This is a genomic window from Streptomyces sp. NPDC088400 (assembly GCF_044753355.1).
Classification (GTDB): domain Bacteria; phylum Actinomycetota; class Actinomycetes; order Streptomycetales; family Streptomycetaceae; genus Streptomyces.
Map to the genome: position 1 here is coordinate 1,088,157 of NZ_JBIVMZ010000001.1, position 26,284 is coordinate 1,114,440.

A 26,284-nucleotide genomic window follows, 5' to 3' on the forward strand; every position below is an offset into this window, starting at 1 on the left:
ACCTGTGGGTGTGCTGGGCGGCTGGAGTGTGGCGGGCCGTGGAGTGGTCAGGGGCGGTTTCACGGAGAGCGTCCGGCCGTGGACGGAGCGAAAACTCCGCCACGGCACCGACCGGTCCGGCGCGTCAGACGAGGCTGTCGCGCCAGGCCCGGTGCAGGCCCGCGAAGTGGCCGGTGCCGCCGATCAGCTCGTCCGGTGTGCCGTCCTCGACGACGCGGCCGTGTTCCATCACCAGTACCCGGTCCGCGATCTCGACCGTCGACAGCCGGTGGGCGATCACCACCGCCGTACGGCCCTGAAGAACCGTGCCCATCGCGCGCTGCACGGCGCGTTCGCCCGGGATGTCCAGGGAACTGGTCGCCTCGTCGAGAATGAGGACCGCCGGGTCGGCGAGCAACGCGCGTGCGAAGGCGACCAGTTGGCGCTGGCCGGCGGAGATCCGGCCGCCTCGCTTCCGTACGTCCGTGTCGTAGCCGTCGGGCAGGCCGCTGATGAAGTCGTGGGCGCCGATCGCCTTGGCGGCACGCTCGATGTCCTCGCGGGAGGCGTCCGGGCTGCCGATGGCGATGTTCTCGGCGACCGTGCCGGAGAAGAGGAACGCCTCCTGGGTCACCATCACCACCCCGCGCCGCAGCTCCGCCGTGTCCAGCTCGCGCAGATCGACACCGTCGAGCAGGACCCGGCCTTCCGTCGGGTCGTAGAAGCGGGCCAGCAGCTTGGCGAGTGTGGACTTGCCCGCGCCTGTCGAGCCGACGACCGCGACCGTCTGGCCGGCCGGGACGGTCAGATCGAAGCGGGGGAGGACCTCGCCGCCCGTGCGGTACGCGAAGCTCACCCCGTCGAAGGACGCCTCACGGCCGGGGTACTCGCCGGCCGGCGCGGGCAGCGGGCGCGGAGCCGACGGCTCCGGCACCGTCGGCGTCTGGGCCAGCAGACCCGCGATCTTCTCCAGTGAAGCGGCCGCGGACTGGTACGAGTTGAGGAACATCCCGAGCCGGTCGATCGGGTCGTACAGCCGACGCAGATACAGCACGGCCGCCGCGAGCACCCCGAGGGCGAGGGTGCCGCTCGCGACCCGGTAGGCGCCCCAGAGCACGATCCCGGCGACGGCGGTGTTGGCGACGAGCCGGGAACCGAACACATACCGGGCCATCTCCAGGATGGCGCTGCCGTTGCTCCGTTCGTGGTGGTGGTTGAGCGTGTGGAAGTCCGCGTCGTTGGCGCGCTCGCGCCGGAACGCCTGTACCGGCCTGATGCCGTTCATCGTCTCCGCGAACTTCACGATGACAGCGGCGATCGCGGTGGAGCGCTCACCGAAGATGCGGCCCGCCCGGCGCTGGTAGAGCCGTACGAGCAGATACAGCGGCACGAAGGAGACCACGGCGAGCGAGCCGAGCCCCAGGTCCAGGTAGAGCAGCATCGCCGAGATGTAGACGAAGGCCAGGACCACACCGATGAGCTCCTGGAGCCCCTCGCTCAGCAGTTCGCGCAGGGACTCCACGTCGGTGGTCGACCGGGAGATCAGCCGGCCGGAGGTGTACCGCTCGTGGAAGTCCACGCTCAGGGCCTGGGCATGGCGGAAGATACGGCCGCGCAGATCGAGGAGCACGTCCTGGTTGATCCGGGCGGCGGCCCGGATGAAGGCGTACTGGAACACGCCCGAGGCGACCGCGCAGAGCGCGAACCCGGCGCCGACGGCGATCAGCGGCCCGTTGTCGCCGCTCCGGAAGGCGGGCACGCCGCTGTCGATGGCGTACGCGACGATCAGCGGGCCCGCCTGGGCGGCGGCCTGCTGGATCAGCAGGAGCAGCCCGGCCACGAGGACCCTCGTACGCCGGGCGCGCAGCAGCGACCGCAACAGCGCGCCGGTGGCGCCGGGGGGCGCGGGCAGCGCGTCCTGGCCGAAGGGGTCGTCGGGCGGGGCGAGTTGGCCGGACGACGCCGGGTCGGTCTTGGTACCGCGTGGGTCGTTCCTGCCATCGGTTCCGGTATCGGTACCGGTCCCGGAACCTGTCCCCGCTCCAGGCCCGTCCGTGCCGCTGTCCGTAGTCGTGGATGTGGTCATCGGACGCTCTCCTCAACAGCCCCTGACGCGGACCCGGACGCAACCTCGGGATCGGCCTCCGGACGGCACCCGGGCTCGGCCCCGGTATCGGCCTCCGTGCCGCTGCCGGACTTCGGTTGCGTGGCCGCCGTAGCTCCAGTACCTCCCGTACCTCTAGTACCTCCGGTACTCCCCGTACCTTCCGTACCGGACATCAGCCACGCGTACTCCTCGCTGCCGTACAGCAGTTCCTGATGGGTGCCCACGGCGGCGATCCGTCCCCGCGAGATCAGCGCCACCCGGTCCGCGAGCATCACGGTCGAGGGCCGGTGTGCCACGACCAGCGCGGTCGTCTCCTTGAGCACCCGCCGCAACGCCCCCTCCACCAGCGCCTCCGTATGCACGTCCAGGGCCGACAGCGGATCGTCCAGCACCAGGAAACGCGGCCGCCCGACCACCGCCCTGGCCAGCGCGAGCCGTTGCCGCTGGCCGCCGGAGAGACTGAGCCCCTGCTCGCCGACCTCGGTCCGTACCCCCTGCGGAAGGTCGTGTACGAAACCGGCCTGGGCCACCTCCAGGGCCCGCCTCAGCGCGTCCTCATCGGCGCCCCCGCCGCCCATCAGGACGTTCTCCGCCACACTCGCCGAGAACAGCGTCGGCTCCTCGAACGCCACCGACACCAGCTCCCGCAGCCGCTCGCGCGGCATCACGGCGATGTCCTCCCCGTCCAGCGTGATCCGTCCGCCGGTCACTTCGTACAGTCTCGGTACGAGCGCGGTCAGCGTGGTCTTGCCGGAACCGGTGGCTCCGACCAGGGCCACCGTCTCGCCGGGCCTGATGTGCAGATCGACGCGCGCGAGGACGGGAGCGGAGTCCGCGTCGGCGTCCGGGTACCGGAACGAGACCCCCTCGAAGCGCAGCCCGCCGCCTGCCCCTCCTGCCCCTATCGTCCCGGCCTCGGTCTTCGCGTCGGCCCTGGTCTCCATCCCGGTGTCGGCCTCGGCCCTGGTTTCGGCCTCGGCCTCCTCGTGTACGTCCATCACTTCGAAGTACCGATCGGTCGCCGTCGCCGCCTCCTGGCTCATCGCCAGCAGGAACCCGATCGACTCCACCGGCCACCGCAGGGCCAGCGCCGTCGACAGGAACGCGACGAGCGTGCCGGCCGAGAGCCCGCCGTCCGCCACCTGGATCGTGCCCAGCACCAGCGCCGCGCCGATCGCCAGCTCCGGAACGGTCATGATCACGGCCCAAATGCCCGCCAGCAGCCGCGCCTTGCCCAGCTCCGTCGTGCGCAACCGCTCGGCGAGCGCGCGGAAGGCGAGGGCCTGGCTGCGGTGGCGACCGAACCCCTTGACGATCCGGATGCCGAGCACACTCTCCTCGACGACCGTCGTCAGATCGCCGACCTGGTCCTGCGCCCGGCGCGCGACCAGTGCGTACCGCGACTCGAAGAGCGAACAGAGGATGACCAGCGGCACGACCGGTGCCAGGAGCACCAGCCCCAGCGACCAGTCCTGCATCAGCAGGATGAGGAAACCGACCAGGATCGTGACCGAGTTGACCAGCAGAAACGTCAGCGGGAACGCCAGGAACAACCGCAGCAGCATCAGATCCGTCGTGCCGCGCGAGAGCAGCTGACCCGACGGCCACCGGTCGTGGAAGGCGACCGGAAGCCGTTGCAGATGCCGGTAGAGATCGGACCGCAGCGCCGCCTCCACCCCGGCCAGCGGCCGGGCCACCAGCCACCGCCGGAAACCGAACAGCGCCGCCTCCACCATCCCGAGCACCAGCAGTACCAGTGCCCCGAGCCAGACACCTCCGGGGTCCCGGTCCGCCACCGGCCCGTCCACCATCCACTTCAGGGCGAGCGGGAACAGCAGGCCCATACAGGACGCGAGGACCGCGACACATGCCGCGCCGAAGAGACGTGTACGCACCGGGCGTACGTACGGCCACAGGCGCAGCAGTGAACGCACGGCGGACCGGTCCTTGGTGCCCTGGGTGGTTGCGTTTGTGGTGGACATCAGAGCCGAGCCTACGGTTCGCCACTGACAACCGCCCAGGTGTTTTCCCCCGTACGACGCACCCCCGGCCGGCCCCGCTCCGGTCGGCCGGCAACGCTCCGTGCCGCGCCTTCCAGCTCTGCCGGTTCCGTCGGTGCTCCCTCGGTGCTCCCCTGGTCCCGTCAGCTCCGTATCCTCCACAGCAGCACCGTCCGCGCCGGGACCGTCACCGTCGTACGTCCCCCGTGCACGGTCCCCGGCGCCTCCGCCTGATCCTCCCGCGCGGTGTCGATCACCAGCTCGTACGTCCGGGCCCACGGCGGCCCCGGCAGCATGAACTCCACGGGCCGGTCCGCCGCGTGCAGCACCGTCAGGAAGCTGTCGTCCGTGATCTTCCGCCCGTGTGCGTCCCGGCCCGGTATGTCCCGCCCGGAGAGGAACAGCCCGAGCGTCGACGTCGGCGCGTACCAGTCCCGTTCCGTCATCTCCGCGCCCCGCGCGGTGAACCACGCCAGGTCCCGCAGCCCGTCGGGAGCCTGCGGCCGGCCGGAGAAGAAGGCGCGGCGGCGCAGTACGGGATGGGCGTGGCGCAGGGCGAGCAGCCGCGTGGTCAGCTCGTGCAGACCGCGCGGGCCCGGCTGTTCCAGCAGCGACCAGTCGAGCCAGCTCACCTCGCCGTCCTGGCAGTACGCGTTGTTGTTGCCGCCCTGTGTACGGCCCATCTCGTCGCCCGCGACCAGCATCGGCACCCCGGTCGACACCAGCAGGGTGGTGAGCAGATTGCGCAGTTGCCGCCGCCTCAGGGCATTGACCTCCGCGTCGTCCGTCTCGCCCTCAGCGCCGCAGTTCCAGGCGCGGTTGTCGTTCGTCCCGTCCCGGTTGCCCTCCCCGTTGGCCTCGTTGTGCTTCCGCTCGTAGGACACCAGGTCGCGCAGCGTGAACCCGTCGTGCGCGGTGACGAAGTTGACGGAGGCGTACGGCCGGCGCCCGCCCCACGCGTACAGATCGCTCGACCCGGACAGCCGGTAGCCCATCTCCCGTACGTCGGGCAGGGCGCCGCGCCAGAAGTCCCGTACGGCGTCGCGGTACCGGTCGTTCCACTCCGTCCACAGCGGGGGGAACGCCCCCACCTGATAGCCCCCGTTGCCCACGTCCCACGGCTCGGCGATCAGCTTCACCCGGCGCAGCACCGGGTCCTGGGCGATCACGGCGAGGAACGGCGAGAGCATGTCGACGTCATGCATGGAGCGGGCCAGGGCCGCCGCCAGGTCGAAGCGGAAACCGTCGACGCCCATCTCGGTGACCCAGTAGCGCAGCGAATCGGTGATCAGCCGCAGGACCTGGGGCTGGACCACATGGAGGGTGTTCCCGCAGCCGGTGTAGTCGGTGTACCGGCGGGCGTCGGACGGCAGACGGTAGTAGCCGCGGTTGTCGATACCGCGCAGGGACAGGGTCGGACCCAGCTCCCCGGCCTCCGCCGTGTGGTTGTAGACCACGTCGAGGATGACCTCGATCCCGGCGGCGTGCAGCGCCCGCACCATCCCCTTGAACTCCTCGACCTGCTGCCCGCGGGTGCCGCCCGCCGCGTAACCGGCGTGCGGGGCGAAGTAGCCGATGGAGTTGTAGCCCCAGTAGTTGCGCATTCCGCGCCGCAGCAGGTGGTCCTCGTGGGCGAACTGGTGCACGGGCAGCAGCTCGACCGCCGTCACCCCGAGCCGCCGCAGATGGCCGATCGCCGCCGGGTGCGCGAGCCCCGCGTACGTACCGCGCAGCTCCTCGGGCACCCCGGGATGGAGCTTGGTGAAGCCCCGCACATGCAGTTCGTAGATGACCGAATCGGCCCACGGGGTCTTGGGGCGCCGGTCGTCGGTCCACTCGTCGTCGGGTGCGCCGTCGTGGACGACGACCCCTTTGGGAACGTACGGAGCCGAGTCCCGGTCGTCCCGCACGGTGTCCGCGACACGCTGCTCCGGCCAGTCGCGCACATGCCCGTAGACCTCCGGGGGCAGCCGGCCGTAATCATTTCCGCCCGCCCCTTCGGCCGCGTCCACGGCGCGGGCGTACGGGTCGAGCAGCAGCTTGGCCGGGTTCCAACGGGCGCCCGTCCAGGGGTCCCAGCGGCCGTGGACCCGGAAGCCGTAGCGCTGTCCGGGGCGAACGCCGGGCACGAAGCCGTGCCAGATCTCATGGGTCAGTTCGGTCAGCGCGAGCCGCGTCTCGGCGCCACCGTCACTGAACAGACACAGCTCGACGGCCTCCGCACCGCCCGCCCAGAGCGCGAAGTTGGTGCCGGCGGTCCCGTCGGGATCCACGCGGTAGCGCGCGCCCAGTGGGGTGGGCGCACCCGGCCAGACCACCCGGCGTGGGGTGTCCGGGCCGGGCTCCGGGCGACGGCCGTTGAGCCCGTCCGCCGGGAGAACGCCGGGCCGTACTCCTTCTCCTGCTCCTACTCCTATTCCTGCTCCTTCTCCTGATCCTTCCGGGGCCTCGCGTACTGGCTGCTCCGTGACCACACGTGCTCGCTGTCCCCCGACCACACGCGCTCGCCCCTCCCTGACCGCGTGTGCCCGCTCTTTCCCGACCGCACGTGGCGGCTCCCCGGCTCGCTCGCCCGGCCCCTCGTCCGTGGCCGTCCGAGTCGTTCGAGCCGCTTCCGCGCCCCTGCGTGCTTCCGTGCCACCGTCCGCCTGCGCTCCCCGGTCCGCTTCCCGCGCTCCCCGGTCCGCTTCCGCGCCCTGTCGAGCCCCCTTCTTCCCGTCCTCTTCCGGAGCCTCCTCTTCCGGAGCCTCCTCCGCCGACTTCCGCACTGCCCTCTGCTCGGCTGCGCTCGCCACCTGACCGGCCTCCCGCGGCTCGTGGCCTCGCGGATCGGTGCGCACGGCGTCCCGGCCGTCGCTCTCCTCGCGTGGTCCTCCCACCTGTTCTGCCCGCAAGAGGGCCCGCCCTCACGTTTCCCCCGGAGGGGGGTGGTCGTTGGGCGGGGCGTGAGACACGTACTGAAGCGCGCAGGGACCGGCACGGCCGTCTTCCTGACATGGGCAGGACTGATGGCCGGCGTGGCCGGCCTGACGGGATGCACCGGCGAGGAAACCTTTATGGAAGGCAAGTCGCGGGCGTCGGGGGACACGATCCGGATCACCCCCGAGGACGGCGCGAAGGGCATCGGCCGCACGGACCGGATCGAGGTGAGGGTGCCGGACGGCCGGCTGGAGCGGGTGGAGGTGACACAGGTCGAGGACGCGACACCGACGGAACTGCCCGGAGAGATCTCCGAGGACGGCCGCTCGTGGACACCGGAGAAGGGCGCGATGGTCGCGCTGGCCGCCAAGTACAGCGTGGACGCGGTCGCCGTGGACGCCCGCGGCCGCCGCTCGGCCCGCCACACCACCTTTACGACGACGGTCCCCACACACCGGTTCATCGGCTATTTCTCGCCGGAGAACCGCTCCACCGTGGGCACCGGAATGATCATCTCCTTCGACTTCAACCGGAAGATCCGCGACCGCGCGGCCGTCGAGCGGGCCATCAAGATCACCTCGCAGCCGCCGGTGGAGGTCGTGGGCCACTGGTTCGGCGACGACCGTCTCGACTTCCGGCCGCAGGAGTACTGGAAGCCGGACACCAGGGTCGGGATCGAGCTGAACCTCCGGGACGTCCAGGCGTCGCCGGGGGTGTTCGGTATCCAGCAGAAGACCGTCGGCTTCACGATCGGCCGCTCCCAGGTCTCGCTGGTCGACGCCGAGGAGCACACCATGAAGGTGTGGCGCGACGGAGAGGTGGTCTCCACCGTGCCGATCACCGCGGGCGGTCCCAAGACCACCACGTACAACGGGAAGATGGTGGTCACCGAGTTGTACGACGTCACGCGCATGGACGGCAGGACGGTCGGCTTCGGCGGTGAGTACGACATCAAGGACGTGCCGCACGCCGTACGGCTGACCACCTCGGGCACCTTCCTGCACGGCAACTACTGGGCGCCCGCGGACACCTTCGGCTCGAAGAACGTCAGCCACGGCTGCGTCGGTCTGCGCGATGTCAAGGGCGGCGGAGCGGACACCCCGGCCGGCTGGTTCTTCGACCGGACACTGATCGGCGATGTCGTGGAAGTGGCCAATTCCCGTGACCGTGTGGTGGCCGCCGACAATGGTCTGGGTGGCTGGAATCTGAACTGGGAACGCTGGAAAGCCGGTTCCGCACTCCGCTGAACCTCCGCGCCCCGCTCCCTCGCCCCGCCCCGTCCGGCGATCTCCCCCGCACGGCCTCACGGCCCCTACAGCCCGTATGACCTGCACCGTCCCGGGACTTGCCCGGGACCTGTTGGGACGGAACGGTGACATTCGCGAGCCCTCCCCGGAGCGCGCGGTGTGATTATCTTGCGCCATGCGCGTGCACTACCACGCGCGTGCGGGAGTGCGGGCCGTGGCGGGGCCAGGCCGCGCGAGGGGAGACGACCAATGGTGAACGGGCTGCCGATATCGGGGATATCGGAGATGACGGCCGCGTCGGACCGGGGGCCGCAGGGACGGCGACCGGTACGGCCGAGGGGACACAGGGGAACGGGCCTGACGGCCATGATGACGGGGGCGCTGCTCCTGCTGGTGACCGCCTGCGGCGGAGGAGGGGGCTCCGCGGGCGACAACGGCAAGGGGGGCAACGGCGCGGACGGGGTGAAGAACGCGGCGTCCGCCGCCGTGCTGACCGTCGCGCCGAAGGACGGCGCGAAGGGGGTCGGCACCATGGGAGCCCTCAAGGTCACTGCCGACAAGGGCAAGTTGACCACGGTCACCGTCAAGGACGACAAGGGCAACCCGGTCGAGGGCAGGACGGCCGCCGGAGGCACGAGCTGGGAGCCGCTCCAGCATCTGGCGGCCGGCACCAAGTACAAGGTGCACGCGATCGCCAAGGACGCCGACGGCCGGGCGTCCGCCAAGGCCACGAGCTTCACGACGCTCGTCCCGAAGAACACCTTCATCGGCCAGTACACGCCGGAGGACGGCTCCACGGTCGGTGTCGGTATGCCGGTCTCGATCAACTTCACCCGGGGCATCACCGAGCCCGAGGCCGTGGAGAAGGCCATCAAGGTGACGGCCGTTCCCTCCGTACCGATCGAGGGCCACTGGTTCGGCAACGACCGGCTGGACTTCCGGCCCGAGAAGTACTGGGCCGCGGGCACGAAGGTGACCGTGAAGCTCGACCTGGACGGCGTCGAGGGCCGCCCGGGGGTGTACGGCAAGCAGGCCAAGACGGTGAAGTTCACCGTCGGCCGCAGCCAGGTCTCCACGGTCGACGCGAGTGCCAAGACGATGAAGGTCGTACGGGACGGCAAGCAGATCAAGAACATCCCGATCACCGCGGGCGCCCCGTCGACCACCACGTACAACGGTCAGATGGTCATCAGCGAGAAGTACGCGGTGACGCGGATGAACGGCGCGACGGTCGGCTTCGGCGGTGAGTACGACATCAAGGACGTGCCGCACGCGATGCGCCTGTCGACCTCGGGCACCTTCGTCCACGGCAACTACTGGGCGTCTTCAGGCACTTTCGGATCGGCGAATGTCAGCCACGGCTGTGTGGGGCTGCGGGACATACGCGGCGGCGGTGACAACGGCACCCCGTCGGCGTGGTTCTACAACTCCTCCCTCATCGGCGACGTCGTGATCGTGAAGAACTCGAACGACAAGCAGATCGCCCCGGACAACGGCTTGAACGGCTGGAACATGTCCTGGTCGGAGTGGACCAAGTAGGCCCGCTCGTTCATACGTAGCGTGAGCTTCCGTACGCGTGAGCCTCCGTACGGAGGAGACGCGGTCCACGACGGACCCGGTGCACGGTGACCCCGTGCGCCGGGTCCATTGTCGTAAGCGACCGTTAACCTCGCTCGTATGACCCATGTGACCCTCGAAGTCTCCGGCGGCGTCGGCACCATCCGTCTCGACCGCCCTCCGATGAACGCGCTGAACACCTCCATCCAGGACCGGTTGCGGGAGCTGGCCGAGGAGGCAGGCCGGCGCGACGACGTACGTGCCGTGATCCTCTACGGCGGCGAGAAGGTCTTCGCGGCCGGCGCCGACATCAAGGAAATGCGGGAGATGGACCACGCGGCGATGGTCGTACGGTCCCGTGCGCTCCAGGAGGCGTTCACGGCGGTGGCCCGTATCCCCAAGCCCGTCGTCGCTGCCGTCACCGGCTACGCGCTGGGCGGGGGCTGTGAGTTGGCGCTCTGCGCCGACTTCAGGATCGCCGGGGCCGACGCCAAGCTCGGGCAGCCCGAGATCCTGCTGGGCCTGATCCCCGGCGCCGGCGGCACCCAGCGCCTCGCCCGGCTGATCGGCCCGTCGCGGGCCAAGGACCTCATCTTCACCGGCCGTCAGGTGAGGGCGGACGAGGCGTTGTCGATCGGCCTGGTCGACCGGGTGGTCCCGGCGGCGGAGGTGTACGAGCAGGCCCGCGCCTGGGCCGCGAAGCTCGCCCAGGGGCCCGCGCTCGCGCTGCGGGCCGCCAAGGAGTCGGTCGACGCGGGGCTGGAAACCGACCTGGAGACCGGCCTCGCCATCGAACGCAACTGGTTCGCGGGCCTGTTCGCCACCGAGGACCGCGAGCGCGGAATGCGGTCCTTCGTGGAGGACGGGCCAGGGAAGGCCACATTCCTCTGATCGCGCCTTCGCCGGTCGCCGCACGGCCTCGGAGGTCCGTTCCGGGGATCTCCGGGCGACCTCGCGAGGCTGTTCCCGGGGCCTCTCGCAAGCCTCTCGCGGGGGGCTCGTGGGGCTTTTGGTCGGACACGGAGAGTCGCCGCGTCAACCCGGTGCATGGCTTAATACAGCCTTAAATGAGCGTTAAGATAATCGCCTTGATCGCTCTTGGTGATCATTGAATCACTCGACGTACGTGCAGGTCAGAACGGTCGTTCAGGCGCATCCACTGCCCGGGGCATATGCCATTGCGCCCCCTGGAATGATTCATTCCGGTGAGGTCGATTACCCGGGAACGGCCCCGGGGAAGGCTCCTGGCGGCCATGATGGGGGCATGGCGGGCCTGGAGGGTGTGGAGCAACCGCGGCAGCGCGGGAACGCGGCCGCTGCGCGGTGGATACCGTCCGTCGAAGACGAACAAGCGCTCAGAGCGCTGGAGTTGTACGGCAATCCGACGGACGGAGAAGTGCGGCTGCCCTCCCGCCCGGAGTCCGCCTCCGCCGCCCGCCGGATCACTCACTGTGTGGTGCTGCGTCAGTGGGCGCTCTCGCCGCAGACCGCGGAGTACGCGGTGCTGCTCGTCTCCGAACTCGTCGGCAACGCCGTACGGCACACCGGCGCGCGGGTCTTCGGGTTACGGATGCTGCGGCGACGCGGCTGGATCAGGATCGAGGTGCGGGATCCCTCCCGGGGGCTGCCGTGTCTGATGCCGGTTCAGGAGATGGACACCAGTGGGCGCGGGCTGTTCCTGGTGGACCGGCTCTCCGACCGCTGGGGGGTGGATCTGCTGCCGCGCGGCAAGACCACCTGGTTCGAGATGAGGGTCGCCGACCGCCAGACGCCCTGAGCCCGGCGACCGGGCTCCGTGGGGCGGGTGAGCGGATAACTGAGGCGGGTGCGGACTCCTAGGTGTGGTGAACGGGCTTCCTGGTCCCGCTGGCAGGCCCCCCGGCAGGCCCCCTGAGTCCGGTGGTGCCCGCGTCGGTAACGACCCGTAAGCACCCCTCATCGGGTCAATCATCACCTTTCGCCCCCTTCCCCCCTTAAATGGGGGCGTGATCCCGATCGACCGTCGCAGTGCACTGCGCGCAGCAGCCGGCGCGGCCGTCACGGGCGTCCTCGCCACCGGTTGTACGGACAGCGGCCGCGCCGGGCCCACCTCCGTGCCGTCGGGGTCGGATGCCCGGTCCACCGCCCCGTCCACGTCACCGTCCGCGTCAACTTCCTTACCGCCGCCCGGATCCGCCGCGGGAAACGCGCGGCCCGCGGCCCGTGACGCGCCTCCGCCCCGCCGCTTCCCCGGGCAGCCCGCAGAGATCGCGCACGGCCCCCGCAACCACCCCCGTGTGGCTCTCACCTTCCACGGCCAGGGTGACCCCGCCACCGCCACCGCCGTCCTGAGCGAGGCCGAGCGTGCCGGGGCCCGGATCACCGTCCTCGCCGTGGGCGGCTGGCTCGACGAACACCCCTCCCTCGCCCGCCGGATCCTCGACGGCGGCCACGACCTCGGCAACCACACGCTGCATCACACCGACATCTCCACGATGGACGAGGCGGAGGCGTACGCGGAGATCACCGGCTGTGCCCAGCGGTTGCGCCGCCTCACCGGCTCCATCGGCAGCTGGTTCCGGCCGTCCCGCACCCAGCACGCCACCCCGCTCGTCCAGCGGCTGGCCCGGCGGGCGGGTTATCCGCATGTCCTCTCGTACGACGTCGACTCGCTCGACTACACCTCGCCCGGCGCCGCGGCCGTCACCCGCACCGTCACCGGACAGATCCGCAACGGCTCTGTGGTGAGCCTGCACTTCGGGTACGCGGACACGGTCGCCGCGCTGCCCGCCCTCCTCGACGCACTGGAACGCCGCGGCCTGCGCGCGGTGACGACCACGGAGTTGCTGACCTGATGCACCGGATGCCTCGCCGCCCCGCGCGGACCACCGCCCCGCCCGCCGCGCGGACCACCGCCCCGCCCGCCGCGCGGACCACCGCCCCGCCCGCCGCGCGGACCGCCACCGCGCGAACCACCGTCCCGCGAACCACCGTTCCGTTCATGACCGTTCCGCCGCTCACCCCGCGGACCATCGCTCTCCTCGCGACGGCCGCCCTCGCCCTGCTCGCGGGCTGTGGAGGCCCCGACGCCCAACAGTCCGAACCACACGTCACCAAGGCCGCCGCGAGAGCCGTCGCCTCCGCGCGGGCCGTCGCCTCCGCACCCGCCCGGCCCGCCGGGCTGCCGGGCATGCCGCCGGTGCGGAACCCCAAGGACATCTACGCCGCCGACCGGCCCGGCCTGCTCTCGCCCGTCGTGAAGGGCTTCCCGTCCCGGGTGTACGTCCCCAACACCCACTCGGACACGGTCTCGGTCATCGACCCCGCGACGTACAAGGTCATCGACACCATCCCGGTCGGCCGGCAGCCGCAGCACGTCGTGCCCTCCTGGGACCTCAAGACCCTCTGGGTCAACAACAACCGCGGCCACACACTCACCCCCATCGACCCCGCCACGGGCAAGGCCGGCGAACCGGTCGACGTGCACGACCCGTACAACCTCTACTTCACGCCCAACGGCAAGTACGCGATCGTGATGGCCTCGCTCGACCGGGAGTTGGTGTTCCGCGATCCGCACACGATGAAGGTGATGAAGACCGTTCCGGTCACCTGTGCGGGCGTGAATCACGCCGACTTCTCGGCGGACGGGCGGTACTTCATCGTCTCCTGCGAGTTCTCCGGCGAACTCCTCAAGGTCGACACGGAGAAGATGAAGGTCCTCTCGCAGCAGAAGCTGCCCTTCGACGGCGCCATGCCGCAGGACGTGAAGATCTCGCCCGACGGCAAGACGTTCTACATCGCCGACATGATGGCCGACGGCATGTGGGTGCTGGACGGCGAGAAGTTCACCACGCCGAAACTGCTGGCCACCGGCAAGGGCACCCACGGTCTCTACGTCAGCCGCGACTCCAAGGTGATGTACATCTCCAACCGTGGCGAGGGGACCGTCTCCGTCTTCGACTTCGCCGGCAAGCACCTCGCCAAGAAATGGCGGCTGCCGGACGGCGGCAGCCCCGACATGGGCGGTGTCTCGTCGGACGGCAAGGTCCTGTGGCTGTCAGGGCGTTACGACTCCGAGGTGTACGCGATCGACACCGCCACGGGCAAGGAGCTCGCCCGGATCCCGGTCGGCGGCGGCCCGCACGGACTCGCGGTCTACCCGCAGCCCGGCCGCTACTCGCTCGGTCACACGGGAGTGTTCCGCTGATGACCGGCTGACCGTCGTACGTGCGGCCGACTTGCGGGGCCCGCGTTTTGGCGTCAACTCGCCATCTCTGAAGGCCCTGAGGGCTTCGTAGGGCAGGGCGGCGGTCTGACACGCCCCTGTACGGGTGACGGTCCCCGGCCCGTCGTCGTGCAGCGTGGAGGGTGCTCCCCATGATCACTCCTCGCTCGCGGCGACGGGCCGCGGCTGTAGCTCTGTGCGTCGCCGCCGCACTGATCCCGGCCGCCGCCACCGAGGCCGCGCCCGCACCGCCTTCGGCCTCGTCCGTCTCCGTCAAGCCCGCCCCCGTGGGGCTCGTCTCCGTCAAGCCCGCCCCCGTCAAACCCGTCGAACTGTGTCCTGCCATGGCCGACCCGATGTTCGCCGCGGCGGACCACAGCGTCGAGGTGGACCGGATCACTCCGGCGCCCTCCTGGCGCACCGACTGCAAGCAGCTCTACCGTCCCGACAGCCGGGGGCCGGGGGTCGTCTTCGAACAGGGCTTCCAGCCGAAGGCGCCGCTGGGCGGCCAGTACGACGTGAAGAAGTACGTCCTGGTCGACCAGCCCTCGCCGTTCGTCTCCACGTCGTACGACCACGACCTGTACAAGGGGTGGTCCAAGAAGGGCTTCAACTACTACATCGACGCCCCGGGCGGCATCGACGTCAAGAAGACGATCGCGGACCCGCAGATCCGGGCGGGGGCGGAGGAGATCGTCTTCCCCGGTGGTATCTCGCGGGAGCGCATCGTCGGTGTCTGCCCGGTCGACGAGCACAAGAAGACCGAGATCATGTCGGAGTGCGTGGACAATCCGCACTACGAGCCGTGGCGCGGCTGACATCCCACCGGCCGGCGGCCCACTCTCCGTAAAGCCCGCTCCCCGTAAGGCCCGCTCTCCGGGACGTGGCTTGGACCGACCGGTCTTACTCTCCGGAACGCCCGCGTACCGCGGGCGTTCCCGCCGCTCATGCCTCCGTCCTCTTCCCCCTCCGCAAGCCCGCGATCCGTCGTGGTCCCGGGTTGCCGCCGTACGAGTGAACGTGAGCGGATAATCTGACTCCGTAAGTACGGCTCCACCGGAGGGACGGAAACAGTGGCGGACATCGACGAGGCGCGCAAGGCGTTCGAGCGGTTCGACGCGGACGGCGACGGGCGCATCACGGCGGCCGAGTACAAGAGCGCGATGGCGCAACTCGGTGACTTCCATGTGACGGAGACCGTGGCGCAGGCCGTGATCAACTCGCACGACGGGAACGGCGACGGGCTGCTCACCTTCGACGAGTTCCTGGCGTCCCGCGCCGGGAACTGACGCCGCTCTTCTCCGCTACTCGGGGTCACTCGGTACGCCCCCGGGTCCCCACCCGCCGTGTCGGCCCTACCGCGTTCGCCACAGCCACGTTGCCGTGTCCCGCGCCCGGTGGGGATGATCAGAAGGTGATACTTCCGGGTCCGTCCGAAGACGGCACCAGCGGTTCCACCGTTCGAAGACCTGTCATAACGGCGGGTCTGGTCGCCGGGGGAGTCCTGGTCGCCCTGCTGGTCGCGCTACTGGGCGTGGGTATAGCGGCGCGTGGCACCGGGGAGCTGAGGATCCCCGGCGCGGGCGTCACCACCGCACTGCGGGTGGTCGTCTTCGCGGCCCTCGCGCTCCATCTGGGCGAACTGGCCGGCCGCCGGCTCGCCCGTACGGACCCCGTGCCCCGCAGTTGGGCGGTCGCCGCCGCACTGGCCGGGGCGACCGCCTCGGCCGGGCAGATCGGACTGCTCGCCTTCGTCAGCGGTCTCAAGATCACCTCGGTGTACGGCACCGTGGACGGTCGTCTCCTGCTCGTCATGGCCAACGGGTTCCTGCTCGCCGCCTGGTGCGCGGCGACGAGCCGGCCGATACGGGCGGTGGCCCCGCTCGCCGTGGTCGTGGGCGCGGAGGCGCTCCGCGCCCACCCGGAGCAGTACACACCGCTGCTGGGCGCCGGCCTCACCGTCGTCCATCTGACGGCGGCCTCACTGTGGACCGGCAGCCTGCTGTACATATTGCGCACGATGTGGCTGAGGCGGGACGACCCGGCCGCCGCCAGAGACGTACTGACCCGTTACGCCAGGATCGCCGGCTGGCTCTTCGCCGCGCTGGCCGTCACGGGGACGCTCTCCACCCTGCGCCGACTCCCCGTCGATGTCGTGTTCACGACGGCGTACGGCCGCGTGCTGATCGCGAAACTCATTTTGATCGCGCTGGTGAGCGGCCTGGCCCTGACAGCCAGGCGCAAACTGCGCCACGGGGGAGACACGGCCACGCCCGCGCGCCGAGAACTGGCCGTACTGGCGGTGGTCGTTCTGCTCTCGGCGGTCCTGACCGTGGTCCCGGACCCGCACTGGATCAGTACGCGGTAGTCACGGCGCGCGGGGCCGCCGGCGCGTATTCGTACCGGCGTGGAGGGGTGCACCCGCGTGGAGCCGGCCTTCCGAGCGCGCCGCGCCGAAGGTCGCGGGCCGTCCTCTGAACGCCCCGTGAGTCACGGCCGTAATACACGGCATGCTGCCGGGCCGTGAGGTCGCCGGGGCCCGCCGAGGAGGTCTGTCACGGATGATCAGCCACCGCATTTCCGCCACCGCGCCCCTTGCAGCCGCCGTGCCACTCCTGCTCGCCGGGCTGACGGCGTCGATCACGCTGACGGCGGGACCGGCGTACGCGCACGGCGCACCGACGGACCCCGTCAGCCGGGTCGCCGCCTGTGGCCCGGAGGGGGAGCAGCTCACCCGGTCCGCAGCCTGCCGGGCGGCCGTCACCGCCAACGGGGGGCAGGCGATCGGCGCGTGGGACAACCTCCGTATCGCCGACGTCAACGGCCGGGACCGCCAGGTCGTTCCGGACGGGCAACTGTGCAGCGGGGGCCTCGACGCGTACAAGGGCCTGGATCTCGCCCGTACGGACTGGCCCGCCACCACACTGCGCGCCGGGGCCGCGTTCACACTGACCTACGAGTCCACGATCCCGCACGAGGGGACGTTCAGCCTCTACCTCACCCGTGAGGGGTACGACCCGGCCACGGCACTGACGTGGGACGATCTGGACCCGCAGCCGTTCATCACGGCCCGGGACCCGCAGCTGGAGAACGGTGCGTACCGCATCACCGGCGCGCTCCCGGACGGGCGGACCGGCCGGCACGTGCTCTATACGGTGTGGCGCAACTCCAGCACCCCGGACACGTACTACTCGTGCTCCGACGTCGTCTTCCCCGGAAGCGACACCGCCGACCAGGCCCGGACCCCGCAGGACCGGCCCTCCGTACCGCAGTCGGCCTCCCCGCCCGACGACGCGGAACAGGCCCCGGTCCCGGTCCCCGAGACCCCGGCTCCCGAAACGTCCGCCCCGGAGTCCGCAGCCCCACAGGCCCCCGCCGCTCAGTCCTCGCCCGCGACGTCCGCTCCTCAGGCCGTTCCCGTACCGGCTGGTTCGCAGTCCGAGTCCGCCGATTACCTGCCGATGGCGGCGGCGGGCGGTGCGGTGATGGCCGCGGGCATCGTCGTACTGGTGGCGCGCAGGCGACGCGCACGCTGATCGCCGTACACCGCTCTCACCGGCACGCCCGGCACCCTCGCATCCCCGCACCCCCGTATCCCCGCACCTCCGTCCCCTCACGCACATCCCCTCCTCTACGCACCTCCCCGAAGCACCGACCGTAAGGAGACCTCTGTCATGTCCCAGCCCCACGAAATGGGCCTCCTGCGCAGTGCCGCGCACAGTCCGTCCTGGGCCATGCTGAGCCGCCTGTCGCCGGGTGCCCCGCCGGAACACTCCGAGCCGTCGGCCCAGGCCGATCCCTACGCCAGGGCCCAACCGGCGCAGCAGCGGGTCGACTTCTGCATACCGTGCAACCCGTACTTCCCCACCCCGGACATGTTCGCCCGGATGCGCGGATCCCTGGAATCGATCCTGAAGTACTACCCGAGCGACGCCGACACCGTCACCGCCGAGCTGTGCGCGGTGCTCGGCCTCAACCCGCAGACCGTGGCCATGGGCAACGGCTCCACCGAGCTGATCACCTGGATCGATCATCTGCTCGTACGCGAGAGCCTGGCCATCCCGATCCCCACCTTCGGACGCTGGACGGACCAGCCTCTGGAGACCGGCAAGCGCGTGGACATGTTCCCGCTGCACGAGGACCAGGACTTCACCCTCGATCTCCAGGAGTACGTCCGCTTCATCCGCCGGCGCGGTTCCCGGGTGGCGGTCATCTGCAACCCCAACAACCCCGACGGCGGCTACCTCCGCCGCCACCAGGTGCTGTGGCTGCTCGACGAACTGTCGGACCTCGACCTGGTGGTGGTCGACGAGTCGTTCATCGACTTCGTCGACGCCGAGCGCGCCCCGTCCGTCGCCGACGAGGCGTCGATCCGGTCCAATGTGATCGTGCTGAAGAGCCTCGGCAAGAACTTCGGCCTGCACGGCATCAGATTCGGCTACCTCGTGGCCAACCCCGCACTCGCCGCGACCGTGCGCAAGGCACTGCCCAAGTGGAATCTCAACTCCTTCGCCGAGAGCGTGGTGTTCATGCTCAAGGAGTACGGAGTGGAGTACCACCAGAGCCTGGCCCTGCTCGCGCGGGACCGCGCCAACATGGCGCAGGCACTGGCCGCGCTGCCCGACCTCATCGTCTTCCTCTCCCAGGGGAACTTCCTCCTGGTCAAGCTGCCGGACGGGGTCGACGGCGCCACCTTGCGCGACCGCCTGCTCACCGAGCACGGCGTCTTCATCCGCGAATGCGGCAACAAGCTGGGCAGCAGCAGCCAGTTCCTGCGCCTGGTGGTGCGGCCGCACGAAGACGTACAGCGCCTGCTCACCGCCCTCCAGGCCTGCCTCCCCACAGGACCGACGGGCCTCGCCCGCCACCCGGACCACGCGGCGGCTGCCTCGACGTCGCTTCCCGCGCTGTCACCGGCCCGCTAGGGGCTGACGTCTGTCGGGCCTGCTGCTCTGATGCCCCAGCGTGGTGCTGGGGCTATCCGGTGGGGAGTTGGAGGACCATGACGTCGTAGAAGGGCGCTTCCGCCCACGGATGGGACACGCCGACTTTTCGGTACCCCCACGCCGCGTAGGCGGACTGAGCCGGGGCAGCGGTCGGCTCAGTCCGCATCGTGAGCGTTACCCGTTCGGCGTCCAGGCCTTCGACCAGAGTTGCGTGCAGGTGGGCGGCGACGCCTCGGCGTCGCCATTCCTTCCGCACCGCGAGTTCGATGATCACGTACGTGCGGGTGCCGTCCTCCCGCGTGAAGTCGGCGGACAGCGGCTCCTGGAGGTTGCTCCACCAACGGGTGTCAGCCGGCAGGAAGTAGCCGAAGGTGAAGCCGATCACCCCGTCGCCCTCGCGGGCGAGGACCAGGCGCATACGGGGGCGCTTGGCCTGGAGCCGGTAGCGGTCGATGAACTCGGCGACGTCGCGGGGGCCTTCGCAGTACGGGGGCTCGACGTACACCTCCTCGTACGTGGGAAGGAACGCGTCGAGCTGAGCGCCGGCCTCCTGGCCCTCGTACCGCTCGAACGTCACCTCGTGCATCGGCTCTGTCCCTTCGACCGCGCGTACTCCGTCAACTCCTCGGCGGCGCCTCGGGCGCAGGCAGCGTCTACGCCGTCCAGCAGCTTCGCCACCTCGGCCAGTCGCCGCATGACGCGGCCGGACTCGACCTCTTCGAGATGCTCCAGGCTTTCTACGGCATGGGTCGAACCCTCTTCGACTTCCCCGGCGTTGATCAGGCCACGGGCGAGGGTGAGCCGGTACAGGGCGCGGTTGCGACCGTAGGTGCGGTCCTGGTGGGCGAGCGCTGCCCGGACGAAATGAACGGCCGCTTGGTGGTGGCCGAGATCGGTGTAGAAAAGCCCTTGCGCGTAGTCGAGTTCCGCGTGGCAGTGGAACGCGGCCCACTCCGGGGCGGGGCGCCCATGGCCGGTGCGCTCGACCAGGCGCATGGACTCCGCGAGCCGTTTGCTCGCGGTCTTGCCGTCACTCATCAGGGAGAGCGCGCGGGCCTCACGGGCGGCGATGAGGGACGCGAGGACAGGGGAGCCGTACCGGGAGGCGCGTTCCTGCGCGGCGCGAGCGAGGTCGTACCCGTCACGCGGCCGGTTCTCGTGGCTGGCCTGCATGCTCAGGGACGCGAGCACGAGGATTTCGAGGCTGTCGTCCCTGAGCATGGTCGCTGTCGTCAAAGCCTCGCCCCAGTACCGGCGAGCGTTTTCCTGGTCGTCCGCGTCGTAGTACAGCCACGCACAATGTTCGGCCGTTTCACCGGCGAGGAGTTGTAATTGACGGCCGATGGTGTCCGGGTAGGAGTTGCTGTTGATGATGCGGCGGACTCGGCTCAGATGGCGGACGGCCAGTGAGCGCACGTCGCCTCCGCCGTACGCATCGTCGAGCGTGTAGAGGGAACGGAGGCCTTCCCGGAGTTCGAGGAGGTGGGTTGTGCTGACACCGCTGGCGCGTCCGGGAGGAGTGAGCCTCCGCTCTTGAGTCGATAGGCCGGCGGCGGCCGCTCCGAGGGAGTCGGTGAGAAATGCCCGTCGATCCACGCTGCTGGTGCCTTCCTGTGCAGGGAACGCTGGTGCTGCGTTTCCTACGGTGGCACCCGGTGGCGGTCCGGGGAAGCCCAGTTCGGTGGGGCTGACTCCGAACATGGCATGGAGTACGCGCCATGCGCGCGCTCGGGGCGCGGGTGGTACCGGCTGGCGCCAGCGCCGGAATTGGCGGTCCGTCACGGTGATCGGCTCGCCGAGCATGGTCGCAGCGGCCTCGAAGGCGCGCAGGAAATCTGCTGGCGATGCCCACCCGCGTGCGGCGCATTCCCGTTCGAAGGGCGTTAGGGCATGGGCCACTTCGTACCTCCGGTGATCCGGGTCGTGTACCGAACGTAGTCGGTTGATGACGCGAGTAAAGGCCGGTCGCTGCGAAAAGGTCCGGTCGCTGTGAAAAGTCCGGCGAAACGTCCGCCCGTACGTCCGGCCACGCCCGTCCCTCCGGGGGTTAGCTCATGTCGTGGGGGAGCCACCGAGGGGAGCCCAAATCGTGGACCACACGCAGATGCCCCAGAGCACGCCGGACGCAGCCGGACGTACCTCGCTGCAGCGATTGACGGACATGTCGATAGGCGATCTGGCTGTCCCCGTTGGCGGTGTCACCGGCCCCCGATGGCGCGCTGATGACTTGATCCCGTGCATGCCGTGCGCGTGGCCTGCGGAATCTGTCCATGTCTTGGGCGCTCGTCCCCCGTTCCTGCCGGGAAACGAGCGCCGATGAGTGAGATGCCGGGCGGTCTCCGTGTTCGGAGGAGCACGTTCGTGATGACTCAGGTGGCCGCGACCGGCTCCCCGGCGTACACCGAGACGCTTCCCCGCCTTCCCGAAGCTGCTACGGCCGCTCGGCTACTGGTGACTCTCGCACTGGCAGTCTGGAACCTCGACGCGCTCACCGACGACGCGAAGCTCATCGTCACGGAACTGGTCGCCAACGCGGCGGACCATGCCCGGGGGGACTCGATCCGAGTCACGGTTACCCGGCTGGACGAGTACTGCGTCCACATCGCGGTGGTCGACAAGTCCCGCGCGCAGCCGAGGCTCCGAGAGGCCGGCCCGGACGAAGTAGCGGGCCGAGGCCTCGCGATGGTCGAGGCGCTGTCCTCGAAGTGGGGCGCGGACCCTCTGCCGTGGGGTAAGCGCGTGTGGGCGGAGCTGGAGGCCGCTTCATGACAGTTCTCTCCAGCGTCTCCAGGAGCAACGGCCGGCAACTTCCTCCGGTACGGGAGGGGACGCGGTGAATCAGCGGACGGAACAGGTGGTGTACGTCATCGTGCTCGCAGCACTCCTGGAAGCGCTGGTCTACAGCGTTTCCCAGACCTGAGCCCTACCACGGTCGATGGCCGACCGCGCGCATGTGCTTCACCGGTACCACCGCCGGCCGGGGTGACCGGTACTCCGGTCGCCGTCCCACCGCCCCCGAGCGAGGGCGGCCGACGCCATCAACAACACCAAGGAAGGAGGTGCCGCGTGAAGCGGAGACTGGTCATCGGAGAGTGCTGGTTGTGTGACGGCACGGGTCTGCCGGTGATGTGGCTCGGGCCGGTGCAAACCGGCCGGGGCTCCGCTCCTCTCCTTGCCTGTGAACCGTGTGTCTTCCGTCTTGAGAGCCGGGTCCGTGAGTACCAGGCCCGGGAGGACGCAGCACCCGCGTGGTAGGGGCGGCACGCCGACCGCTTCTGGTTCAACGTGACTCGACCGCACTGACGCCGGGTGACCGGATCGACGCCCGTCGAGGGCACCGCTTCTTGAGGAGCATCCTGATGGACCCGAATACGTTGAATCCGGATGACGATCGCCCGTTCCAGTACCTGTCACTGAGTATCGGAGACTTCGGCTTCCGTGCTCGAACTGACGTTCGCGCCGGCTGGGCGGCCTGGCAGATCATTCGTCGCGACCACCCCGTGCTCGTGCGGGCGGTGCGACGTACTTCGTCGTCGCACTCTCGTGGCGGTCACGCGTTACGGGACCGGTTGGAAGATCCCCGACCCTGATTCACGTGGCCGTAGCGGTCCACGTCGACGGCTTCGCCTCTCTGGCCGTCCCGACCGGTGGTCGTCGTCTCGGCGGCTTCATGCCCTTCGGGCGGATCACAAGCGCTCTCGCTGTGCGCAGGGCCCTCACCAGTCGGCCCGGCTTCTCCAACGTTCGCGTCCGGTGGGCTCAGGACATCGACGTCTGCCATGCCGTCGAGTGGGGAGCACGCGTCCCCTGTACGGAAGATGACGTGATCCGGGGCAGGTTCTACGGCTACCGGACCGAGGCAATCGACCGGTTCCGGGCGGAACTCTCTGCCGCTCCCGACGTGCTCGTGCTGTCAGCTCTGATCAGTGCCCACAACCGCCGTGGTGCCGTCTCCGCCTAGACCGCGTGTTCCAAGGACAAGCCCCCTGAACCGAGTTTGGAGTGCCGCCCCCTCTTCCGCTGGGCCGCCGTGGGTTAGCGGAAGACGTCATGCTGCCGCATCACGGGGCCCTTTGGCCCGCGATTCGACCTGCGTTGTCTCACGGGATGTCAGAAATGCCATCCAGAAGACATTGCGGGCCGAGAATATGGCACGAAGCCGCAGTACCTACAAGAAAGAGAGACCAGCCATACCCACACCCGAGGGTGTGAATGCTCAACTCGTCGGATGAGCCTGCATGATGACTGGTCTCGCAGTCAGTTAAACACACCTCTCACGTTGGCCGTCAAATTTATGGGCCCGCAACTCCTCGTGGACGGTTGCTGGCAGGCTAATTCCTCCCCGCTCTCGTGGCTGATTCCCACAGAGCGGGCCCGGCGCACCGCGGTCACCTGGGCTGAACGCACGGAGCTCCACAGGGACTCGGCAGGAACGATTCGCCGTGCGAGCGGGAGGATCCATGACGCAGCTGAAAGGTTCGAAACCCCTGCTCAGAACCGGTTTTCTCAGCACTCGATGATGTTCACCGCGAGCCCGCCCCGAGCGGTCTCCTTGTACTTGACCGACATGTGGACGGCTGTTGATCATGGGACTGACCTGCAGTTTTGGCGTGCCCAGGCTTGTCTTGAATCACGTCAGGGACTTTGTGGGGACTTTTTGTCGAGAGCTGATTACAACGTATCGCGTGTTGCGTGAAAAGCTTGCGGGATTGGGTAATTGACGATCGGGCGCCACGCGATGGCTTCGGCGAGCCCGCTCTCGTTATGCGGTGCTCATGCACGAGCGCCCTCCCGAGTAGTGGAAGGGCGCTCAACGATGATCGACATCGACACCGCCGACAGTTCAGCAGCAGGTCAAGACTTTGATCGAAGAGACGGCCGCAGGTCAGGGCCGTCGTTGACGAGTTGTGGCTGTGCAGCAGTCGGATCAAAGAGCCAAGGTTCGGTACTCGGACAACAGGGAGGTCAGCCGATCCACGAGCTGCTACGCGAGGCGGAAACGAAAGAGCGCGCTGCGAGGGTGTGAGGAGTCTGAGGGAAGTTGGGAGGCGCATCAGGTTCCGGCTGGCGTCGGTCGGTTCAGCGGCCGACATTTCCTGGTGTGCGGGGTGGATCAGACCAGGGTCGACGGTATCGCGCACAGTTCGAAGACTGGTGGCAAGAACTTTATAGCCGAGGCGGGGTCACGGGCGGATCGTGGTGTTGTCTCCGGTGACGGCCGTGCCGATCGTCTGTGCGGCGATAGACCGTTCACCGGACGCGGTGATCGTCACTGCGCCGACTGCGGGAAGTTGGGCGGCCAGTTCGGCAAGCAATTGTGGATTCTCCCTTAGAGTCCGCTTGATCTGCTGACGCAGCGCGGCTGCAGCATCGGTGTCCTCCGGCTCCTCGGCCGCCTCACGCACCGCCGCCTCCAGCTCCTGGCGTCCGGCCGGGCTCCGGCGCCGCCAGACCGCGTGCAAAATACTGCGCCCTGCGTTCGCCGTTGCTCCCACCGCAGCGTCCTCAGCCCGGGCCAGTACCCCCGCACCATAGGCACCCAGGGCTGCGCTTAGATACGGCCCTGCCTGCTCCAAAAACTGCACGATCTCCGCTCCCACAACCCACCCCTGAATTCCTGTCATTGACTGATACCACGGCATCAGACTAAGCCGCCCAGCCAGCGCGCACACGGCAATTCTGCATTCACAGATCGTCGACCGGCCTCACTCCACACGAGCTTAGCGAACACCTTCCTGCCCTGGCGCGGCCTGGCTACGCTCCTGACTGCCAGGCCGCTGACCAGGGAAGCGGAGAACTTCAATGGAGTACTAACGGTCAGACCGCGAAGTGGCGTGCTCGGCTGCGTCGATCCTTGCACGGATCTGAGTGACGAGCGGGTTCTCCGGTCTCAGGGTGGGCTCGATCCGGTCGAGGGCAACGCGATAGACGGCGATCGCTTTTTGGTGTGCGCCGGCTTCCTGGTGGGTGTCCGCCAGGGTGAGTTGGGCGTTCAGGACATTGGGATGGTCGCCAAGGGTCTGCTGCCAATGGGCGAGGTTGGCTTCGTACAGCGGCACAGCCAAGTCGGGTTGGTCGTTGGCCCGGTAGATCTCAGCCAGGTACTGCCGTTGCTTGACTGTGTCCGGGTGGGTGACGCCGAGTTCCTTCTCGGCGAGCGCAACGCTGTATTCCAGCAGTTCGGTCGCCGGGGGGAGGCCGCCGGACCCGCCAAGCGCACGGGCCAGCATGGCGGTGGAGTGAAGTGTTTGCGGGTGCGCGCGGCCGAGTTCGGCCTCCAACTGGGCGCGGACGTCCTCCAGGACGGTGACTGCCTGTGCCGCGTTGTCGGACTCCAGGTGAGCGGCGGCCAGGTTCGTCCGGCTGGTGACCGTCTGCGGGTGCGTGTCGCCAAAGATGAGGCTGGCGTTGCGCACGGCGGCTTCGAGGAGCTGGACGGCGCGCGGGGCGTCGCCGACTGTGAGGTGTGCGAGGGCCAGGTTGTTCCGACACACGATGGTGTGCGGGTGGTCCTCGCCGAGCGAACGGACGCACCGCTCCAGCGTTGACTCCGAGAGGGACACCGCCCGTGCCGGATTGTCCGTCTGGCGAAGTGCGTCGGCCAAGCCGATGTAGTTGGACAGGGTGTCCGGGTGGGACGGGCCGAAGACTTGCGCGCACTGGGCGACGACGGTTTCGAACAGCGGGACGGCGCGATCTGGGTCGCCAGCCGCGAGGTGTGCATTCGCGAGGCCGCTTCGGGTGGCGAGGGTATGGGGGTGGGTCTCGCCGAGTAGCGCGGCACGGTGCTTGAGGATGGTGTCGTACTGGGCGATCGCCCGTCCATCCTGGCCGGCGGCCTGGTATGCCCGCGCCAGCCCATTCCTGGTGGTCAGGGTCTGGGGATGGGCATCGCCGAGGAGGTGGGCGCTCTGCGCGGCCGCGGTCTCCAGCAATGGAAGCGAACGGGTGGAGTCTCCAGCGTCCCGGTAGGCGCAGCCGAGGTTCGCTCGGACGGCAATGGTCTCTGGGTGCGCCTCGCCGTACACCTCCTCGCACTGGGCCAGGGCCGTCTTGAGGTGCTGCGCTGCCTGGTCAGGGCGTCCGGCGGTCAGATAGGCGTAGGCAAGGTTGTTCCGGCTGGTGATGGTTTCGGATTCGCTGTCGCCGAACGCCTGCTGCCACTGTGCGAAGACGGCGGAGTACATGGGAATGGCGCGGGACAGGTCGCCTGAAGCGAGGTAGACCGCCGCTAGGTTCTGTTTCTCGGATCTGGTGACAGGGCTTGGTGTGCGGGTCCAGGCTCGGTCATGTGACTGGACGAGGGGCGTTGACGAACGCGGAGT

At 69.2% G+C, this 26,284-nt stretch carries 19 protein-coding genes and 1 pseudogene; 13 read left to right on the forward strand and 7 right to left on the reverse strand.

Translation table 11 applies throughout. The annotated features are described in order from the left end of the window. Window positions 1-124: 124 nt before the first annotated feature. From ACIQD6_RS04900 to glgX, 3 genes are all read right to left on the reverse strand, one after another. The gene (locus ACIQD6_RS04900; protein WP_401877956.1) at window positions 125-2,065 is read right to left on the reverse strand and encodes an ABC transporter ATP-binding protein; all 1,941 of its coding nucleotides are present in this window, start codon (window positions 2,063-2,065) and stop codon (window positions 125-127) included. Beyond that, on the reverse strand, window positions 2,062-4,068 hold the full coding sequence (locus ACIQD6_RS04905) for an ABC transporter ATP-binding protein (RefSeq protein ID WP_401877958.1): 2,007 nt from the start codon (window positions 4,066-4,068) through the stop codon (window positions 2,062-2,064). Before ACIQD6_RS04905 ends, ACIQD6_RS04900 begins: the two co-directional genes overlap by 4 nt. Window positions 4,069-4,229: 161 nt before the next feature. Continuing rightward, complete coding sequence (gene glgX, locus ACIQD6_RS04910) at window positions 4,230-6,404, reverse strand: glycogen debranching protein GlgX (protein ID WP_401877960.1); 2,175 nt, start codon at window positions 6,402-6,404, stop codon at window positions 4,230-4,232. Between the two features lie 627 nt (window positions 6,405-7,031). Here glgX and ACIQD6_RS04915 point away from each other — a divergent pair. The 11 genes and pseudogenes from ACIQD6_RS04915 to ACIQD6_RS04965 all read left to right on the forward strand — a co-directional run. Then, a complete protein-coding gene (locus ACIQD6_RS04915; protein ID WP_401877962.1) occupies window positions 7,032-8,252 on the forward strand; it encodes an Ig-like domain-containing protein in 1,221 nt (406 codons plus the stop codon). A gap of 252 nt (window positions 8,253-8,504) precedes the next feature. Further along, window positions 8,505-9,791, forward strand: a complete 1,287-nt coding sequence (locus tag ACIQD6_RS04920) for an Ig-like domain-containing protein (protein WP_401878165.1) — start codon at window positions 8,505-8,507, stop codon at window positions 9,789-9,791. A 138-nt stretch (window positions 9,792-9,929) separates the two neighbouring features. Next, the gene (locus ACIQD6_RS04925; RefSeq protein WP_401877964.1) at window positions 9,930-10,700 is read left to right on the forward strand and encodes an enoyl-CoA hydratase/isomerase family protein; all 771 of its coding nucleotides are present in this window, start codon (window positions 9,930-9,932) and stop codon (window positions 10,698-10,700) included. 373 nt (window positions 10,701-11,073) lie between these two features. Further along, window positions 11,074-11,586 (forward strand): ATP-binding protein, encoded by a 513-nt coding sequence (locus ACIQD6_RS04930; protein WP_401877965.1) that lies wholly within the window; start codon window positions 11,074-11,076, stop codon window positions 11,584-11,586. 208 nt (window positions 11,587-11,794) lie between these two features. Continuing rightward, entirely contained in the window at window positions 11,795-12,643 is an 849-nt protein-coding gene (locus ACIQD6_RS04935; RefSeq protein ID WP_401877967.1) for a polysaccharide deacetylase family protein, read from the forward strand. Window positions 12,644-12,789: 146 nt separating this feature from the next. Continuing rightward, the gene (locus ACIQD6_RS04940) at window positions 12,790-13,995 is read left to right on the forward strand and encodes a hypothetical protein (protein ID WP_401878167.1); all 1,206 of its coding nucleotides are present in this window, start codon (window positions 12,790-12,792) and stop codon (window positions 13,993-13,995) included. A 170-nt stretch (window positions 13,996-14,165) separates the two neighbouring features. Next, entirely contained in the window at window positions 14,166-14,831 is a 666-nt protein-coding gene (locus tag ACIQD6_RS04945; RefSeq protein WP_401877968.1) for an ADP-ribosyltransferase, read from the forward strand. 255 nt (window positions 14,832-15,086) lie between these two features. Further along, window positions 15,087-15,302: an EF-hand domain-containing protein gene (locus tag ACIQD6_RS04950; RefSeq protein WP_401877970.1), complete on the forward strand. Its 216-nt coding sequence runs from the start codon at window positions 15,087-15,089 to the stop codon at window positions 15,300-15,302. Between the two features lie 125 nt (window positions 15,303-15,427). Continuing rightward, the gene (locus ACIQD6_RS04955) at window positions 15,428-16,381 is read left to right on the forward strand and encodes a CopD family protein (RefSeq protein ID WP_401877972.1); all 954 of its coding nucleotides are present in this window, start codon (window positions 15,428-15,430) and stop codon (window positions 16,379-16,381) included. 193 nt (window positions 16,382-16,574) lie between these two features. Beyond that, window positions 16,575-17,549 (forward strand): lytic polysaccharide monooxygenase, encoded by a 975-nt coding sequence (locus ACIQD6_RS04960; protein WP_401877974.1) that lies wholly within the window; start codon window positions 16,575-16,577, stop codon window positions 17,547-17,549. Window positions 17,550-17,705: 156 nt separating this feature from the next. Next, window positions 17,706-18,851 (forward strand): annotated as a pseudogene (locus tag ACIQD6_RS04965) (pyridoxal phosphate-dependent aminotransferase); the annotation flags it as partial. Window positions 18,852-18,990: 139 nt separating this feature from the next. Here the strand turns inward: ACIQD6_RS04965 and ACIQD6_RS04970 are convergent. Next, window positions 18,991-19,545: a GNAT family N-acetyltransferase gene (locus tag ACIQD6_RS04970; RefSeq protein WP_401877976.1), complete on the reverse strand. Its 555-nt coding sequence runs from the start codon at window positions 19,543-19,545 to the stop codon at window positions 18,991-18,993. After that, window positions 19,533-20,375: a hypothetical protein gene (locus tag ACIQD6_RS04975; protein ID WP_401877978.1), complete on the reverse strand. Its 843-nt coding sequence runs from the start codon at window positions 20,373-20,375 to the stop codon at window positions 19,533-19,535. The genes ACIQD6_RS04970 and ACIQD6_RS04975 overlap by 13 nt, the downstream gene beginning before the upstream one ends. Window positions 20,376-21,323: 948 nt before the next feature. Between ACIQD6_RS04975 and ACIQD6_RS04980 the strand changes: the two genes are divergently transcribed. Both ACIQD6_RS04980 and ACIQD6_RS04985 read left to right on the forward strand, forming a co-directional pair. Beyond that, window positions 21,324-21,728: an ATP-binding protein gene (locus tag ACIQD6_RS04980; protein WP_401878169.1), complete on the forward strand. Its 405-nt coding sequence runs from the start codon at window positions 21,324-21,326 to the stop codon at window positions 21,726-21,728. Window positions 21,729-22,548: 820 nt separating this feature from the next. Continuing rightward, window positions 22,549-22,920 (forward strand): DUF6302 family protein, encoded by a 372-nt coding sequence (locus ACIQD6_RS04985; protein ID WP_401878171.1) that lies wholly within the window; start codon window positions 22,549-22,551, stop codon window positions 22,918-22,920. 1,222 nt (window positions 22,921-24,142) lie between these two features. Here the strand turns inward: ACIQD6_RS04985 and ACIQD6_RS04990 are convergent. Together ACIQD6_RS04990 and ACIQD6_RS04995 are read right to left on the reverse strand one after the other, a co-directional pair. After that, window positions 24,143-24,559 (reverse strand): hypothetical protein, encoded by a 417-nt coding sequence (locus ACIQD6_RS04990; protein ID WP_401877980.1) that lies wholly within the window; start codon window positions 24,557-24,559, stop codon window positions 24,143-24,145. 210 nt (window positions 24,560-24,769) lie between these two features. Then, window positions 24,770-26,284 (reverse strand): tetratricopeptide repeat protein (locus tag ACIQD6_RS04995; RefSeq protein ID WP_401877982.1); only part of this gene is annotated, 1,515 nt, incomplete at its 5' end.